At 72.5% G+C, this 16,530-nt stretch carries 17 protein-coding genes and 1 pseudogene; 2 read left to right on the plus strand and 16 right to left on the minus strand.

Features of this window, described 5'->3' with window-relative positions; all coding sequences use genetic code 11:
• Positions 1-7: 7 nt before the first annotated feature.
• The 9 genes and pseudogenes from ACFO3Q_RS03885 to ACFO3Q_RS03925 all read right to left on the minus strand — a co-directional run bounded on the left by ACFO3Q_RS03885 (position 8) and on the right by ACFO3Q_RS03925 (position 10,294).
• Entirely contained in the window at positions 8-1,666 is a 1,659-nt protein-coding gene (locus tag ACFO3Q_RS03885; RefSeq protein WP_377003330.1) for a chemotaxis protein CheA, read from the minus strand.
• Between the two features lie 25 nt (positions 1,667-1,691).
• The gene (locus ACFO3Q_RS03890) at positions 1,692-2,315 is read right to left on the minus strand and encodes a protein phosphatase CheZ (protein ID WP_377003331.1); all 624 of its coding nucleotides are present in this window, start codon (positions 2,313-2,315) and stop codon (positions 1,692-1,694) included.
• Positions 2,312-2,704: a chemotaxis response regulator CheY gene (locus ACFO3Q_RS03895; RefSeq protein WP_377003332.1), complete on the minus strand. Its 393-nt coding sequence runs from the start codon at positions 2,702-2,704 to the stop codon at positions 2,312-2,314. Before ACFO3Q_RS03895 ends, ACFO3Q_RS03890 begins: the two co-directional genes overlap by 4 nt.
• 14 nt (positions 2,705-2,718) lie before the next feature.
• Positions 2,719-3,468, minus strand: a complete 750-nt coding sequence (locus ACFO3Q_RS03900; RefSeq protein WP_377003333.1) for an RNA polymerase sigma factor FliA — start codon at positions 3,466-3,468, stop codon at positions 2,719-2,721.
• Positions 3,465-4,346, minus strand: a complete 882-nt coding sequence (locus tag ACFO3Q_RS03905) for a MinD/ParA family protein (RefSeq protein WP_377003334.1) — start codon at positions 4,344-4,346, stop codon at positions 3,465-3,467. The genes ACFO3Q_RS03900 and ACFO3Q_RS03905 overlap by 4 nt, the downstream gene beginning before the upstream one ends.
• Positions 4,336-5,761, minus strand: a pseudogene (flhF, locus tag ACFO3Q_RS03910) (flagellar biosynthesis protein FlhF). The gene ACFO3Q_RS03905 and the pseudogene flhF overlap by 11 nt, the downstream one beginning before the upstream one ends.
• Before the next feature lie 224 nt (positions 5,762-5,985).
• On the minus strand, positions 5,986-8,022 hold the full coding sequence (gene flhA / locus ACFO3Q_RS03915; RefSeq protein WP_377003355.1) for a flagellar biosynthesis protein FlhA: 2,037 nt from the start codon (positions 8,020-8,022) through the stop codon (positions 5,986-5,988).
• 485 nt (positions 8,023-8,507) lie between these two features.
• Entirely contained in the window at positions 8,508-9,644 is a 1,137-nt protein-coding gene (gene flhB, locus ACFO3Q_RS03920) for a flagellar biosynthesis protein FlhB (protein ID WP_377003335.1), read from the minus strand.
• Between the two features lie 149 nt (positions 9,645-9,793).
• Positions 9,794-10,294, minus strand: a complete 501-nt coding sequence (locus tag ACFO3Q_RS03925; protein ID WP_377003336.1) for a hypothetical protein — start codon at positions 10,292-10,294, stop codon at positions 9,794-9,796.
• Between the two features lie 182 nt (positions 10,295-10,476).
• Between ACFO3Q_RS03925 and ACFO3Q_RS03930 the strand changes: the two genes are divergently transcribed.
• Positions 10,477-10,719 carry a hypothetical protein gene (locus ACFO3Q_RS03930; RefSeq protein WP_377003337.1) on the plus strand — a complete coding sequence of 81 codons (243 nt, stop codon included), beginning with the start codon at positions 10,477-10,479 and terminating at the stop codon, positions 10,717-10,719.
• Positions 10,720-10,754: 35 nt separating this feature from the next.
• Here the strand turns inward: ACFO3Q_RS03930 and ACFO3Q_RS03935 are convergent, their stop codons facing one another.
• Entirely contained in the window at positions 10,755-11,612 is an 858-nt protein-coding gene (locus ACFO3Q_RS03935; protein ID WP_377003338.1) for a PA4780 family RIO1-like protein kinase, read from the minus strand.
• Positions 11,613-11,739: 127 nt separating this feature from the next.
• On the opposite strand from ACFO3Q_RS03935, the gene ACFO3Q_RS03940 reads away from it, so the two are divergent.
• A complete protein-coding gene (locus ACFO3Q_RS03940) occupies positions 11,740-12,564 on the plus strand; it encodes an exodeoxyribonuclease III (RefSeq protein ID WP_377003339.1) in 825 nt (274 codons plus the stop codon).
• A gap of 110 nt (positions 12,565-12,674) precedes the next feature.
• On the opposite strand, the gene fliR is transcribed toward ACFO3Q_RS03940, so the two are convergent.
• The 6 genes from fliR to fliM form a co-directional block, all read right to left on the minus strand.
• Positions 12,675-13,463, minus strand: a complete 789-nt coding sequence (gene fliR / locus ACFO3Q_RS03945; protein WP_377003340.1) for a flagellar biosynthetic protein FliR — start codon at positions 13,461-13,463, stop codon at positions 12,675-12,677.
• Positions 13,464-13,491: 28 nt separating this feature from the next.
• A complete protein-coding gene (locus ACFO3Q_RS03950) occupies positions 13,492-13,761 on the minus strand; it encodes a flagellar biosynthetic protein FliQ (RefSeq protein ID WP_377003341.1) in 270 nt (89 codons plus the stop codon).
• A gap of 148 nt (positions 13,762-13,909) precedes the next feature.
• Entirely contained in the window at positions 13,910-14,788 is an 879-nt protein-coding gene (fliP, locus tag ACFO3Q_RS03955; protein WP_377003342.1) for a flagellar type III secretion system pore protein FliP, read from the minus strand.
• Complete coding sequence (fliO, locus tag ACFO3Q_RS03960) at positions 14,785-15,165, minus strand: flagellar biosynthetic protein FliO (protein WP_377003343.1); 381 nt, start codon at positions 15,163-15,165, stop codon at positions 14,785-14,787. Before fliO ends, fliP begins: the two co-directional genes overlap by 4 nt.
• Positions 15,162-15,503: a flagellar motor switch protein FliN gene (gene fliN / locus ACFO3Q_RS03965; protein ID WP_377003344.1), complete on the minus strand. Its 342-nt coding sequence runs from the start codon at positions 15,501-15,503 to the stop codon at positions 15,162-15,164. Before fliN ends, fliO begins: the two co-directional genes overlap by 4 nt.
• A complete protein-coding gene (fliM, locus tag ACFO3Q_RS03970; RefSeq protein ID WP_377003345.1) occupies positions 15,490-16,500 on the minus strand; it encodes a flagellar motor switch protein FliM in 1,011 nt (336 codons plus the stop codon). Before fliM ends, fliN begins: the two co-directional genes overlap by 14 nt.
• Positions 16,501-16,530 lie beyond the last annotated feature (30 nt).

The raw sequence follows: 16,530 nt of genomic DNA on the forward strand, positions 1-16,530 counted from the left end.
GGCGAAGCTATCGGCGCGCGGGGGTCGAACTTGAGTCGCCGCCGATCCCGTCGACGTCGAGGATCAGCGCGAGGCTGCCGTCGCCGATGAGGGTCGCGCCGGCGTAGCCCTGCAGTCCGCGCAGCGCGCGCGGCAGCGGCTTGATGACGATCTCCTCGCGCCCGCGCACCGCGTCGACGACCAGGCCGAAGCGCGCGTCGCGTCCCTGCAGCACGACGATGGTGAGCCCCTCGGTCTGCACCTCGGGCAGTTCCAGCCAGTGGCGCAGGTCGACCAGCGGCAGCGGCCGCTCGCGCATGTCGAGGGTGGCGCGCCCGTTGATCCAGCGCCGGTCGGACGGCTTGCAGCCGATCACCTCGACCACGCGCGCCAGCGGCAGCGCGTAGACCGCGTTGGCGCACTGGATCAGCAGGGTCGGCAGGATCGCGAGCGTCAGCGGCACGCGGATCAGGAACCGGCTGCCGCGCCCGATCTCGGACTGGATGCGCACCTCGCCGGACAGCTCGCGCACCTTGGACTGCACCACGTCCATGCCGACGCCGCGGCCGGACAGGTCGCTGACCTGCGACTTGGTCGACAGCCCGGCGAGGAACACCAGCTGCAGGCATTCCTCCGGCGTCAGCCGCGCCGCGGTCTCGTCGTCGATCAGGCCGCGCTCGCGCGCCTTGGCGCGCAGGCGCTCCGGGTCGATGCCGGCGCCGTCGTCGCGCACCTCGATGGTGACGTGGTCGCCCTCCTGCACGGCGTTGAGGTAGACGTTGCCGGCGCGCGGCTTGCCCAGGCGCGCACGCAGGTCGGCGGACTCGATGCCGTGGTCGATCGCGTTGCGCACCAGGTGCACCAGCGGATCGGCCAGGGTCTCGACGAGGTTGCGGTCGAGCTCGGTGTCGACGCCGTCCATGTGCAGCTCGACGTCCTTGCCCAGGCTGCGCGCGACGTCGCGGGCCAGCTTGGGGAAGCGCGCGAACACCCGCCCCACCGGCTGCATGCGGGTCTTCATCACCGCCGACTGCAGGCGGCTGGTGGCGATGTCGAGCGCGCCCACGGCGCGGTCGAGCTGGTCGTCGCGCAGGCTCTCGCGCAGGGTCTTGAGGCGGTTGCGGGCGAGCACCAGCTCGCCGACGAGGTTGACGATGGTGTCGAGCCGGCGCGTGTCCACGCGCACGGTCACTTCCGGCGGCTCGGCCTGGGCCGGCGCCTCGCCGGCCTTCGCCTTGGCCTTCGGCCGGGGCGCCGCCTTCGGCGCGGGCGCGGATGCGGGCGCGGCGGCCACGGCGCCGCCGCCGGGCCGGATGGCGCGGAAATGCGCGACCACGTCCTCCGGCGGATCCGGCAGCGGGTCGCCCGCGGCCAGCGCGACGAGCATGTCGTTGACGCTGTCGATCGCCCGCTGCGCGCCGTCGAAGTCGGCCGCGTCCAGCACGTGGGCGCCGTCGCGGACGATGTTGAGCGCGTCCTCCACGGCGTGGCACAGGCGCACCATCGGCGGCAGGTCGAGGAAGCCGGCGCCGCCCTTGATGGTGTGGAAGGCGCGGAAGACCGCGTTCAGCAGCTCGCGGTCGGTCGGCGCCTGCTCGAGCGCGACCAGCTGCTCGCCGAGGCGGTCGACGAGTTCCTGGGCTTCGACGATGAAGTCGGCGGCGATGTCGTCGTTGACGGCGCTCATGCGCGCACTCCGGATGGCGCGGGCCTCAGAGGCCCAGCGCGGACAGCAGGTCGTCCGCGTCCTGCTGGGACACGGCGTGGTGGTCGAGGCCGGGCACGGCCGGGCCGGCGAGACCGCCGCGGCGATGCTCCTCGGGCGGCAGGCCGAGCGCGCCGAAGCCCTCGTGCACGCGGCGCACGATGGCGGCGACGCGGCGGATGGTCTGGCCGGTGAGGTCCTGGAAACTCTGCGCCAGCGACATCTCCGAGAGCTTGCCGCGCAGGGCCTCCAGCGCCGCGCGCTGCTCGTCGTCGAGCGGACCGCCGGCGACCCGCTCGATCAGGCCGCGGCTGTCCTCGACCAGGTCGAGGGTGCGCAGGCTGGCCTCCTCGGTGGTGCGGACCACGTGGTCCAGGCGGTCGCAGGCGTCGGGCAGTTCGGCGGCGGCCGCATCGACCGCGGGCAGCTCGCCCAGCGCCTGCCCGAGCTCGCGCGCGATGCGGCTCAGGCTCTGCACCATCGACGCGGCGCGCCAGGCGGCCAGCGCCTCGACCTCGCCGCGCAGGCCCACCTCGTCCCCGCGCGCGACCGCGTCCAGCGCGGACTGCAGGCGCTGGGCGAACTCGGCGCGGTCCACCACCGGATGGCCGGCTGCTGCGACCTCGCTCATGCCGCGGCCCCCATGCGCTCGAAGATCTTGTCGAGCTTCTCCTTGAGCGTGATGGCGGTGAACGGCTTGATGATGTAGCCGTTCACCCCGTTCTGCGCGGCCTCGATGATCTGCTCGCGCTTGGATTCGGCGGTGACCATCAGCACCGGCAGCATGCGCAGCTGGGGATCGGCGCGGATCGCCTTGAGCAGGTCGATGCCGGTCATGCCCGGCATGTTCCAGTCGGTGACGACGAACTCGATGCCGCCCTGGCGCAGCACGGTCAGGGCGCTGGTGCCGTCGTCGGCCTCGACGGTGTTGGTGTAGCCGAGATCGGCGAGGAGGTTCTTCACGATGCGGCGCATCGTGGAGAAGTCGTCGACGATCAGGATTCGCATGTTCTTGTTCACGTACTGCTCCGGATTCATTCGTTGTCGAGGTCGTCGTCGATGCCGCGGAACGGCGCGAGGCGGCCGCGCAGGCGCAGCATCGCCTGGCCGTGGATCTGGCAGACCCGCGATTCGCTCACGCCGAGCACCGCGCCGATCTCCTTCAGGTTGAGCTCCTGCTCGTAGTACAGCGACAGCACCAGGCGTTCGCGCTCGGGCAGGCCGTCGATCTCGGTCGCGAGCAGGGCGGCGAACTCCTCGCGCTCCAGGGCGCGTTCCGGGCTCGGGCCGCCGCCGCGGATGTCGGGCAGCTCGCCTGCGTCCTCGACGTGCGCGTCCAGGCTCAGCACGTGCCCGCGCGCGGCGTTCTCGACCAGGCGCAGGTAGTCGGGCAGCGGCATCTCCAGCGCGGCGGCGACCTCCTGCGGCTGCGCGGCGCGACCGTTGGCCTGCTCGATGCGGTGGATGGCCGCGGCGGCGGCGCGCGCGCCGCGGTGCACCGAGCGCGGCACCCAGTCGCCGCGGCGGATCTCGTCGATCATCGCGCCGCGGATGCGGATCGAGGCGTAGGTCTCGAAGCTCGCGCCCTGCTCGGCGTCGAAGGCGCGCGAGGCCTCGATCAGGCCGAGCATGCCGGCCTGGATCAGGTCGTCGACCTCGACGCTGGCGGGCAGGCGCGCGGCCAGGTGGTGGGCGATGCGCCGCACCAGTTCGGCGTGCTGCTCGATCAGGGTGCCGGGGCTGGGACGGGCCGCGGCGCGGTATTCGGCGGCGGGAGCGATCATGCGGCGACGCCTCCGGCGATCATGCGTTCGACGAAGAATTCGAGGTGCCCGCGCGGCGCGCTCGGCGGCTGCCAGCGCTCGATGCGCCCGGCGAAGTCGCGGAAGGCCCGGGCCGAGGGGCTGGACGGGAAGGTCACGGTCACCGGCGACTGCCGCTGGACCGCGCGGCGCAGGTATTCGTCGTAGGGCACCGCGCCGAGGAAGCCGAGCGTGACGTCGAGGAACTTGTCGGTGACGCGCGCCAGCTTGTCGTAGAGCTGGCGCCCCTCGGCGACGCTGCCGACCTGGTTGGCCAGCACCTGCACGCGCTCCACGCCGCGCTCGCGCGAGAGCACCTTGATCAGGGCGTAGGCGTCGGTGATCGACGCCGGCTCGTCACAGACCACGACGATCACGTCCTGCGCGGCCTGGCAGAAGGTCAGCACCGCGTCGTTGATGCCGGCGCCGGTGTCCACCAGCAGGGTGTCCACCGGGCGCTCGATCTCGGAGAAGGCGCGGATCAGGCCCACGTGCTCGGCCGGCGACAGCTCCGCCATGTGGCGCTTGCCGCTGGCGGCCGGGACGATGCCGAGCCCGTGCGGGCCGTCGAGGATGGTGTCGGCCAGCGCGCAGCGGCCGGCCATCACGTCGGCCAGGGTGAAGCGCGGCGACAGGCCGAGCATCACGTCCACGTTGGCGAGGCCGAGGTCGGCGTCGAGCAGCAGGGTCTTGCGGCCGGCGGCGGCCAGGGCCACGCCCAGGTTCACCGAGACATTGGTCTTGCCGACCCCGCCCTTGCCGCTGGTCACCGCGATGACCCGCACCGGCGGGCGCGCGAGGGCGGCGGCCTGTTCGGGGACGCGCACGCCGTCGCGCGGGGGATGGATCTCAGGCGACATGCGCGGTCTCCGGTTCGTTGTGGGCGTCGGCGGCGCGACGCAGGGCATCCAGGCGCAGCACGATGCGGTGGGCTTCGGCGCGCTGCAGGTCCTGGGGCACGTTCTGGCCGTCGGCGACGAAGGCCAGCGGCAGGGCATGGCGCACCAGCACCGACAGCGCGGCACCGAGGCGGCCGGTCTCGTCGACCTTGCTCAGCACCACGGCCTCCGGCCCGACGCTGCGGAAGCGGCGCACGGTCTCGTCGAGGTCGGCGGGATGGGCGTTGGCCGGCAGCACCAGCAGGCTGCGCACGCGATGGGTGTCGCGCAGCCACGACAGACGGGTCATCAGGGCACGGTCGCGCTGCGACAGGCCGGCGGTGTCCACCAGCACCAGGCCGTAGTCGGACAGGCGCTCCAGCAGGCCGACCAGGGCCTGCTCGTTGTCCGCCTCGAACACCGCCATGCCGAGCAGGCGGCCGTAGGCGGCGAGCTGCTCGCGGCCGCCGACGCGCACGGTGTCGGTGGTCACCAGGGCGACGTTGCGGGCGCCGTGGCGGGCGGCGTAGCGCGCCGCGAGCTTGGCCAGCGTGGTGGTCTTGCCGGCGCCGGTCGGGCCGATGAGCGCGACGATGCCGCCCTCGTCGACCGGGTCGTAGTCGGTGATCGCGAGCTTCTTGGCCAGCAGGCCGAGCATCAGGCCCTTGGCGCGGGCCGGCTCCATGTCGACCGGGATCTGCGCGGCGACGACGCGCGCGAGGTCGATCTCCACGCCGTAGTCGGACAGGGTGTCGAGGGCCTGGGCGCGCACCGGCGCGCCGCGCAGCCGCTCGTCGCCGAGGCGCGCCATCTCGCGCTCGATCATCTCGCGCATGGCCGCCAGCTCGTTGCGGACCTCGTCCAGCGCGGGTTCGGCCTGCGGCCCGGGTGCGGCCGGCACCGCGGCGAGTCCGGGCGACGCGGCGGCGGGCGGTGCCGGGACCGGCCCGGGCACGGCCGGCGCGGCCTTGACCGCAGCGGCCAGCGCCTGCGTATCCACCAGCTGCGCGCGCGGCACCGCGGCGGCGGCCGAGGGCGTGGCCGGCATGGGCTGCCCGGCCTGCAGGGCGGCCAGGCGCTCCGCGAAGGAGGGCAGCGCCGGTTCCCCGGCGCGCGGCGCCGGCGCGGCGGCGGCGGGGGCCGCCGGGGCGGGGACGGGAGCGGGGGCGGCGGTCGCCGCCTGCTGCGCACTGGCCGCGCGCAGCGCCTCCTGGACCTGCTCCTCGTCGTAGTCGGTCGCGGCCACGATNACTGGCCGCGCGCAGCGCCTCCTGGACCTGCTCCTCGTCGTAGTCGGTCGCGGCCACGATCTCGACGCCGGCATCGGTCCGGCGGTTGGACAGGATCACCGCATCGGCCCCGAGCTCCTCCCGCACCAGCCGCAGCACGGTGCGCATGTCGGAGGCGGTGAAGCGCTTGATTCTCATGGGGTTGCTCCCGTGGCGCCGGGAATCGGGAAGCGGGAATGGGGCATGGCGCCGTCGGCGCGTGCAGGCGACGCGTCGCGCTGCCCTGCCGCCGTTGTCCCGTCGTGTTGAAGTCGCTGCGTCGTCATGATTTCGCCCAGGCCTCGCATTGCCTCACCCGTCCCGATTGCCGCTTCCCGATTCCCGCCGCACCGCTACCCGATCGACCCCACCAGCTTCAGCCGCTTGTCCTCCGGCACTTCGCCGTAGGCCAGGACCGAGAGCCCGGGGACGCTGTGGCGGGTGAGGCGGGACAGCACCGCACGCACCGCGCCGGGAACCAGCAGGACCGCGGGCTCGCCCGCCGCCTGCTGGCGCTGCACGCAGTCGCCCAGACCCGCGTGGAGCCGCTCGGCGAGGCCGGGTTCGACCGCGCCGCCGCCGTTGGCGCCGACGGATTCCTGCAAGACCCGTTCCAGTCCGGGCGCCAGCGTGTAGACCGGCAGCTCGGGCGCCATGCCGTTGATTTCCTGGACGATGAAGCGGCCCAGCGCGGTGCGCACCGCCGCGGTGAGGACGGCGGGATCCTGACTGTGGGCGCCGTGCTCGATGAGCGCCTCGGCGATCTGGCGCATCTGCCGGATCGGCACCCGCTCGGACACCAGGTTCTGCAGCACGCGCACGACCACCGACAGCGGCAGGGTCTTGGGCGTCAGGTCCTCGGCGAGCTTGGGCGCGGACTTCGCCAGGGTCGCGACCAGCTGCTGGACCTCCTCGTGGCCGAGCAGCTCGGCCGCGTGCTCGCGCACCAGGTGCGACAGGTGGGTGGCGACGACGGTGGGCGCATCGACCACGGTATAGCCGAGCGCCTCCGCGTCCGCGCGCTGCGCGGGCGTGATCCAGATCGCGTCCAGGCCGAACGCCGGGTCCTTGCCGGGGATGCCCTCGAGCTCGCCGTAGACCCGGCCGGGGTCGAGCGCCATCTCGCGGTCGGGGTGGAGTTCGCCGGTCGCCACCGGCACGCCGTGGACGAGGACGCGGTAGGCGCCCGGCGCGAGTTCGAGGTTGTCGCGGATGTGCACCGCCGGGACCAGGAAGCCCAGGTCCTGGGTGAGCTTGCGGCGCGCGGCCTTGATGCGCGCCATCAGCCCGCCGCCGCGGGCCGCGTCCACCAGCGGGATGAGGCGGTAGCCGACCTCCAGCCCCAGCGCATCCACCGGCTGCAGCTCGTCCCAGGACAGCTCGGGCGTGGGCTGCGCCGGACTGCTGACGGTGCCGTCGGGATTCACGACGGGCTCGGGCGTCGCCTGCGCGGGGGCCTGCGCCTTGCGGTAGAGCACCCAGGCGGCGTAGCCGACGATGGCGGCCAGGGTCAGGAAGGCGACGTTGGGCATGCCCGGCACCAGGCCCATCAGGCCCAGCAGCGCCGCGGTGATCGCCAGCGCCTTGTACTGGCCGAACAGCTGGCCCTGCACCGCCTTGCCCATGTCCTGCGGGCGGGTGGCGCGGGTGACCAGCATCGCCACCGCGACCGAGACCAGCAGGCCCGGGATCTGCGCCACCAGGCCGTCGCCGATCGCCAGCAGGGTGTAGGTGGTGCCGGCGGCCGAGAAGGCCATGCCGTGCTGGCTCATCCCGATGACGATGCCGCCGATCAGGTTGATGAAGAGGATCAGGATGCCCGCGATGGCGTCGCCGCGGATGAACTTGGAGGCGCCGTCCATGGAGCCGTAGAAGTCCGCCTCCTCGCGGACCTCCTCGCGCCGGGCCTTGGCGTCCTCGCGCGTCAGAAGACCGGCGTTGAGATCGGCGTCGATCGCCATCTGCTTGCCGGGCAGCGCATCGAGGATGAAGCGCGCCGAGACCTCGGAGATGCGCGTGGCGCCCTTGGTCACCACCACGAAGTTGATGATGGTGAGGATGGCGAACACCACCAGGCCGACCGCGAAGCTGCCGCCGACCACGAACTGCGCGAAGGACTCGATGACGTTGCCGGCCGCACCGGGCCCGTTGTGGCCGTGCATCAGCACCACGCGGGTGGACGCGACGTTCAGCGCCAGCCGCAGCAGGGTGACCATGAGCAGCACGGTCGGGAAGATCGAGAAGTCGAGCGGGCGCTTGATGTAGACCACGCCCAGCAGCACCACCATCGACAGCGCGATGTTGAAGCTGAAGAGCGCATCGAGCACCAGCGGCGGCAGCGGCACCACCACCATCGCCAGCATCGCCAGCACAACGAGCGGCGCCCCCATGCCCTGGCGCACGATCTCCCCCACCCGCCCGGCCTGCGTCGCGGCGGCCACGGCTCAGCCCCCCGCGCGCGACGGCGCAGCGCCAGCGGCGCAGGCGGACGGGCGGACACGGACGGCGACGATCACGGGCGACTCCAGGACGACAGGCGCCTGGGGGATACAAGTGGTGTGCCAGCTCTTGGGTGGAGCGGGAAGTGGGAATGGGGAATGGGGAATGCGGGCCTGCGGCGACCCGCATGCCGCTCGCCGTAGGAACGACGTCGGCCGTCGTCGGATGACCGGCGCGGTCGATGCGGCGGGAGGCGGGAAGCGGGAATGGGGAATCGGGACCTGGAAGCTGGCGACGACCGCCACGCCGCTCGCTGTAGGAACGACTTCAGTTGCGACCGGAATGCCTTGCCGACAGCGTCGACCCGGAACAACCGCCTGCAAGTCCTTAAGCCGTCCAGGTCCCTGTTCCCGATTCCCCATTCCCGCCTTTGCGTTCACACCTCCCCATACCCCTCCGGCAGCTCGACCTTCGGCAGCGTCGGGTGGGGTACGCCCTGCCCGGGCTTCCAGGCCTTGAGCTGGTAGAGGTAGGACAGGACCTGGGCGACGGCGGCGTAGAGCGGGGCGGGGATCTCCTGGCCGAGCCGGACGTCGCGGTAGAGGGCGCGGGCGAGCGGGGGGGCCTCGACGATGGGGACGCGGTTGCCGATGGCGACGGTGCGGATGGCGGCGGCGATCTCGTCCACGCCGCGGGCCACCACGCGCGGGGCGCCCATGGCCTTGGCGTCGTACTTGAGCGCGACGGCGTAGTGCGTCGGGTTGACCACCACCACGTCCGCGCCCGGCACGGCCTCCATCATCCGGCGCTGCGAGATCTCCTGCTGCAGGCGGCGCACGCGGCCCTTCACCTCGGGGCTGCCCTCGGACTCCTTCATCTCGTCGCGCAGCTCCTGGCGGCTCATCTTGAGCTTTTCCTTGTGGCTCCAGAGCTGGTACGGCACGTCGGCGCCCGCGAGCAGGGCGGTGGCCAGGGTCATGGCGAGCAGCAGGATCACGGTGAGGCCCAGGCCCTCGCCCGCGGCGGTCTCCAGCGGCTGGTTCACCAGCCCCAGGAGCTGGGCGTAGGCGCCCCACAGCACGAGGCTCGCGGCGGTGCCGATCAGGATCACGCGCAGCAGCGCCTTGAGCAGTTCGACCGCACCTTCGCGGCCGTAGATGCGCTTGAGCCCGGCGAGCGGGCTCAAGCGCTTGAAGTCCGGCATCAGCGCCTTCTGGCTGAAGCGCAGGCCCGAGAGCGCGATGGGCGCCACCACCGCGGCCAGGATGCACAGCAGCATCAGCGGCAGCGCCTGCCACAGGAGGCCGCCGAGCAGTTCGCCGAAGTGGGCCGGAAGCCGGCGCAGGTCGCCCATGCGGGCCACGTCCGGCGTGAGCGCGCCGCGCATCCAGCCGAGGGCGCCGATGGACAGGCGGGTGCCGAGCAGGGCGAGGCCACCCGCCGCGGCGAGGAAGATCAGCGCCGTGGCCAGCTCGCGCGAGCGCGGGACCTGGCCCTTCTCGCGGGCGTCGCGCAGCCGTTTCTCGGTTGGCTGTTCGGTCTTTTCCTGGCCGTCCTCGCCTTCCTGCGCCATGACCTGCCGAGCGTCGCGTGCGCGGAAGCGGCCGCGGCCGTCCGCGCGGCGGATCCGGCGGTGCCGATGCCGTGCAACCCGCGTGCCACGCGACGCGCCCCGCCGCGGCGGGCGCCGATCCAGGAACCCCCGGCGACGCAGGGTCGGGCCTACAGCAACAGCGCGGCGAGCCGGTCCCGACGCCGTGCCACCTCCGCGTGGCTTCCCTGGTAGATGGTGAAGGCGTCGCCATCGCGCAGGCGCAGACGCACGGTGTGGACGAGGACGGCTCCGGCGCCTCCGGTGCTGGGCCGGGTATGCCGCCTGGCCTCGGTCTCGACCGCGACGACCGCGTCGAAACCCATGCGCGACTCGCGCGCCCGCGGCCCCGGCCCCGAGCGCACGACCAGCTCGCGGCGGTGCGGATCGAAATGCCAGGTCCGCCCGGTCCGGAGCAGGCGACCCGCCCAGACCACCAGGCCGAGGCCCACCCCGACCGCGCAGAAGAACCAGGCATCCAGGCCGGGGCTCCTCAGCGGCGCGATGACGAAGGACATGCCGGCCACGAGGGCCAGCACCCCCACCCCGGTCATGGGCTGCGTGGTGATCAGCAGGCTCCCGTCCTCCGCCCACGCCCATGCGAGGGTCCTTTTCGCGCGCGATGCCGCCATGCCGCCCTCCGGGCAAAGCGCGCGAGTCCAGGGCGCGGCGTGCGCGGGGACGAGATGGCGGCCTTCCGCGGGCGCGCGCTCACGTCGCCTTGGTCCCCGGCGTGGGCACAGTGGAGCCACGACCACGACAGGGCCGCGTCGACGGCACGTGGTGCCGCAGCGCCCAAGGGAGAGAGCAGACGATGAAACCGACTCCGGAGCAGTACAACGACTTCATGGCGCACCGCCCGGTGGCGGGCGTGACCTTCGACGTGGACGAGACGGTCGAGATCATGGAGGGCGAGCACGCCGGCGAGCGCGGCGTCCTGAGCAGCCTCGCGGAGCTGGGCGAGGACACCGTGTACCTGGTGCAGCTCGACTCCGGGATCGAGGCCGCCGTGCCGCAGTCGCGCCTGCGCCGGCGCGAGCCCGACGGCGCCGGCTGAGCGCGTCGCGGCGCGCCTGCCGCCCGTCCGCCGCGTCAGTCGCCCTGCTCCGCCGCCTCCCGGCCCTGGCGGCGGATCAGCGCCTCCTGGCGCGCCTCCTCGATGGACGCCCGCACCGCGCGCACGTCGGCGCGGCGGCGGTCGAAGGCGAAGCGTCCGGTCAGCGCCGTGTCCGGCCGCAGCTCGCCCTTCTCGTACAGCGCCCACATCTCCTCGCCGTAGTGGGTCTGCGCCAGTTCCGGCGCCGCCCGCGCCAGGGTGGCGCGGATGTTGTGCACGTCCCGCAGCAGCAGCGTCCGCGCGGCATTGTTGCCGGCCGCGCTCACCACCTGGGGGAAGTCGATGATGACCGGCCCGTCCGGCGCGACCAGCACGTTGTACTCCGACAGGTCGCCGTGGATCAGGCCCAGGCAGAGCATGCGCACCACGTCGCGGATCAGCATGTCGTGGAAGATCCGCGCGACCTCGGGCGGGAACTCGACCTCGCCCAGACGCGGCGCGCTCTCGCCGTCGAGGTCGGCGACGAGGTCCATCAGCAGCACGCCGTGGAAGTAGCCGCGCGGCGTCGGCACGCGCAGGCCGGCATCGGCGAGCCGGTAGAGGACCTCGGCCTCGGTGTTCTTCCAGTCCTCCTCCTGCTGCCGGCGCCCGAACTTCGAGGCCTTGCCCATGGCGCGCGCCTCGCGGCTGCCGCGCGTCTTGCGACCCTCCTGGTACTGCACGCGCGCCTGGAAGCTGCGCTGCGCCAGGTCCTTGTAGACCTTCGCGCAGAGCACCCGACCGCCGGCGAGGACCGTGTACACGGCCGCTTCCTTGCCGCTCTTGAGGGGGCGCAGGACCGCATCGATCACGCCGTCGTCGATCAGCGGCTGCAGCGCGGCGGGAACCTTCATCGAAGCGGCGTCTCGGCGTGGGGAGCCGGCATTATCCGTTGCGGCGGGGCGCGGGCGCTGACGCCGCGCCCAACGGCCGGCGACCCGCCGACCCCGCCTGCACGCGGCAACCGGTAGCCATGGCGGCATGCCGACCCTGCGCGTCGCCACCTTCAACATCAACGGCATCCGCTCGCGCCTGGACATCCTGCTGCGCTGGCTGGCCGAGGCCGCGCCCGACATCGTCTGCCTGCAGGAGCTCAAGGCGCCCGACGCGGCCTTCCCCGCCGAGGCCCTCCGCGCCGCCGGCTACGGCGCGCTGTGGCACGGGCAGCGTTCGTGGAACGGCGTGGCCATCCTGGCCCGCGGCATGGCGCCGCTGGAAACCCGGCGCGGCCTGCCCGGCGATCCCGACCCCGCGCAGAGCCGCTACCTCGAGGCCGCCGCGCACGGCGTGCTGGTCGGCTGCCTCTACCTGCCCAACGGCAATCCGCAGCCGGGGCCGAAGTTCGACTACAAGCTCGCCTGGTTCGAGCGCCTGATCGCCCATGCGCAGTCCCTGTGGGACAGCGGCCATCCGGTGGTGCTGGCGGGCGACTACAACGTGGTGCCCACCGACGCGCTCGACATCTACGACCCCAGGTCGTGGAGGAAGGACGCCCTGCTGCAGCCCCAGAGCCGCGCCTGCTTCGAGCGCCTGCTCGCACAGGGCTGGACCGACGCCCTGCGCACGCGCTTCCCCGAGGACAAGGTGTTCACCTTCTGGGACTACTTCCGCCAGCACTGGGAACGCGACGCCGGCCTGCGCATCGACCACCTCCTGCTCAGCGCCGACCTCGCCCCCCGCCTGCGCGACGCCGGCGTCGACCGCTGGGTACGCGCCCTCCCCGGGACCAGCGACCACGCCCCCACCTGGGTGGACCTCCGCATGACGAGGGCGGGAGGACGTCGCGGCCGGACCAGGCGCGGCTGACGTCCCTCGCGCGCCTCGCCGGCACGGCAGCAACCGATCCCCCGGAGCGCGCGGAAGCGGGCGCGCTCCGGTGCAGCGACGCTTGGCCGACGCGAGCCCCGGAGGGTGCCTCAACGCACCAGATCCGCCGCCGCGCGGAAGGCTTCGTCGAACAGCGCCTGCACGGGCGCGGCGAGCTGGCCGACGAGGGCGGTGAGGAGGAAGAGGCCGACCAGCAGGGCGCCGGGCAGGCCGATGGCGATGGTGTTGAGGGCGGGCGAGGCGCGGCTGAGCACGCCGAAGGACACGTTGACCGCGAGCATGGCGATCATCACCGGCAGGGCGATGCTGACGCCGACGCGCAGCACCTGCGACATCAGCATGGGCGCGGCCTGCAGCAGGGCGTGCACGTCGGGCAGCGGGGCACCGATGGGCAGGGTGCGGTAGGTGCCGAGCAGCAGGTCGATCAGCGCGATGTGCCCGTTGGCGGCGAAGAACAGCAGGCCGAAGGCGATGTAGAACCACTGCCCGACCACGCCGGAGCTGACGCCGCGCATGGGGTCGGACATCTGCGCGAAGGACAGCGCCATGCCCTGCGCCACCAGTTCGCCGGCCAGCGCGCCCGCCTCGAACACCAGCTTGAGCAGGAAGCCCATGGCCGCGCCGATCGCCATCTCGCGCAGCACGTTGAGGACGGTGGCGGCATCGAGCTGCGCCAGCGGCGGGGCGGGAATGAGCGGCGTCAGCACCACGGCGATGGCCACCGACAGCACCAGGCGCACGCGCACCGACACCGCCGGCGTGCCGATCAGCGGCGCCACCATGAACAGCGCACCGACGCGCAGCAGCGTCCACACGATGGTGGCGAGCATCGCGAAGAGCTGGCTGCCGTCGATGACAGTGGCGGTGACCGCGTCCATAGCTAACGCGCGTGCGGCGGCACCGGGCTCAGCCGATCAGGTGCGGGATGCGCTGGAACAGCGCGGTGGTGAAGTCCACCAGGCGCACCAGCAGCCAGCCGCCGGTGGCGGCGATGGTCACGGCCAGGGCAATGGCCTTGGCGACGAAGGCCACCGTCGGCTCGTTGATCTGGGTCGCCGCCTGGATCACGCCCACCACCACGCCCACCACCAGCACCGCCAGCAGCAGCGGGCCCGCGATCCACATCATGGTCTCCAGGCCGAGGCGCAGCTCGGTGAGGGCGAGTTCGGGGGTCATGGTGTTCGTGGAGAAGCGCTAACGTCCGGTCGGTGCAAGCGGCGTGCCTCGCAACGGCGCCGGCAGATGCGGGCAGGAGAAGCGGGCGGAGGGCTCGGAAGGGCCCGCGCGGTGTCCGAGCCCCCTGCCCTGCGCCCGCCTCACCCCATCAACTGAAACTCGCCGCCAGGGTGCCCACCACCAGCACCCAGCCGTCCACCAGGACGAACAGGAGGATCTTGAAGGGGGCGGAGACGAGCATGGGCGAGAGCATCATCATGCCCATCGACATCAGCACGCTGGACACGACGAGGTCGATGATCACGAAGGGGATGAAGATCAGGAAACCGATCTCGAAGGCGGTCTTGAGCTCGCTGGTGATGAAGGCGGCGACCAGGACGCCGAAGGGCACGTCGTCGGGCGAGGCGTAGCCGCTGCTGCCGGTCATGCCGGCGAAGGTCAGCAGGTCGGTCTCGCGGATCTGCGCCAGCATGAACTCGCGGAACGGCGCCAGGGTGAGGTGCCAGGCGGTGGCGAAGTCGATCTGGTCGTTGAGGTAGGGACCGATGCCCTCGCTCCAGGCCTGCTGGCCGACCGGCATCATGATCATGGCGGTGAGGAAGATCGCCAGCCCCACCAGCACCTGGTTGGACGGCGTCTGGCCGGTGCCGAGCGCCTGCCGCAGCAGGCCGAGCACGATGATGATGCGGGTGAACGCGGTCAGCCCCAGCAGCATGGCCGGCAGCAGGGTGATCGCCGTCATCAGCAGCAGGATCTGCAACGGCACGCTGATGTCGTTGCCGCCGACCCGGCCGATGGCCACGTCCGGCAGGTCCGGCAGCACCGGGGTGTCCACGGCCGGCGCGGTCGCGGTGCCCGCCACCGGCGTCGGCGGGACCGGCGCCTCCTGCGCGAGGGCCTCGCCGGCGCCGAGCGCGAGCAGGCCGGCCAGCAGCAGGCCGATCAGCCAGGTCGCCAGGCGCTCGGCGCGGAACGGACAACGCGCGCGGGCGCCGCGGGGCGTGGCGCGGATCTCGACGGGCGTCATGGCGCGGAACCGGTGCGTTGCTTCAGCAGCGCCGCGAAGCCCTGCGGCTGCGGCGTCTCGGGGATGGGCTCGCGCAGCACGTGCAGCGGGCGGATGCCGCCGGCGCCGACGCCGAGCAGCAACTGTTCGCCGCCGGTCTCGACCACCAGCAGGCGCTCCTTGGGACCGACGTGCAGGCTCGCGACCAGACGCAGCCCGGGCGTGGGCCGGAAGCCGCTGCCGGGCAGGCGCTTCAGCAGCCAGGCCAGGCCGAGGATCAGGCCGACGACCAGGAGCAGGGCGAACAGGCCGCCCGCGATCGACGGCGACGGCGCGGCGCTGCCGGCGAAGCCGCCGGCCTGCGCGGCCGCGCCGGTCGCGGCGGCGGCTGCGCTCACTTCAGTCTCCGGATCCGCTCGGACGGGCTGACCACGTCGGTCAGGCGCACGCCGAAGCGGTCGTTGACCACCACCACCTCGCCGTGGGCGATCAGGGTGCCGTTGACGTAGAGATCCAGCGGATCGCCGGCCTCGCGCTCCAGCTCGACCACCGATCCCTGGTTGAGCTGCAGCAGGTTGCGGATGGGAATGCGCGCGCGGCCGACCTCGAGCGAGAGGGTCACCGGCACGTCGAGGATGACGTCGAGGTTGAGGTCGGCGCCGCCGCCCTCCGCGGGCTCGGCCTGCAGCGTCTCGAACTGGGCGGCCATGGCCGCGTCGGCGTTACTGATGCTCATGGGATGCCAGGGCTCGTTCGTCGCGGCGCTTCCCGGCCGCGTGGATGGTGGTGATCTTGACCGCGTTGCGGCCGTTGGCGACGCCGAACTCGCCGGTGAACACGGGCGTCTCGTCGACCCTCAGGGCGACGTGCTTCGGCATGTCGATGGGAAGGATGTCGCCGACCTTGAGCTTCAGCAGCTGGGCCAGGGTCATGCGCTTCTCGACCAGGGTGGAGGACAGCGTCACCTCCGCCTTGCGCAGCTGCTCGCGCATGGCCTCGATCCAGGTGTCGTCGCGCTCGGCGCGGTCGCTCATGGCCGCGTCGAGCAGGTCGCGGATCGGTTCGAGCATGGCGTAGGGCAGCGCGACGTGCAGGTCGCCGCCGCCGCCCTCCAGCTCGACGTGGAACTTCGACACCACGATGTAGTCGCGCGGGCTGATGATGTTGGCGAAGTGCGGGTTGACCTCGGAGTTGATGTAGTCGAACTCCACCGGCATCACCGGCGCCCAGGCCTCGACGAGGTCGGCGAAGGTCTGGCGCAGCAGCAGCTGGATGACCCGCATCTCGGTCTGGGTGAACTCGCGGCCCTCGATGCGCACCGGGTAGCGCCCGTCGCCGCCGAAGAAGTTGTCCACCACGGTGAACACCAGCTTGGGCTCGAACACGATGAGCCCGGTGCCGCGCAGCGGCTTCATGCGGACGAGGTTGAGGTTGGTCGGCACGTACAGCGAGTGCATGTACTCGCCGAACTTCATCATCTCGATGCCGCCGACCGAGAGCTCGGCCGAACGGCGCAGCAGGTTGAACAGGCCGATGCGCCACAGCCGGATGAAGCGCTCGTTGATCATCTCGAGCGTGGGCAGCCGGCCGCGGACGATGCGGTCCTGGCTGGCGAAGTCGAACGGCCGCACGGTGCCCGGCGGATCGGGCTCGGGCTCGACCTCGACCGCGCCGCTGTCGACGCCGTGCAGGAGGGCGTCGATCTCGTCCTGGGAAAGCAGATCGGAGCTCACGGGGCGGTCCCTGGGGTCTGGCTGGACGTG

This window comes from Coralloluteibacterium thermophilum, assembly GCF_042654365.1.
GTDB lineage: Bacteria > Pseudomonadota > Gammaproteobacteria > Xanthomonadales > Xanthomonadaceae > Coralloluteibacterium > Coralloluteibacterium thermophilum.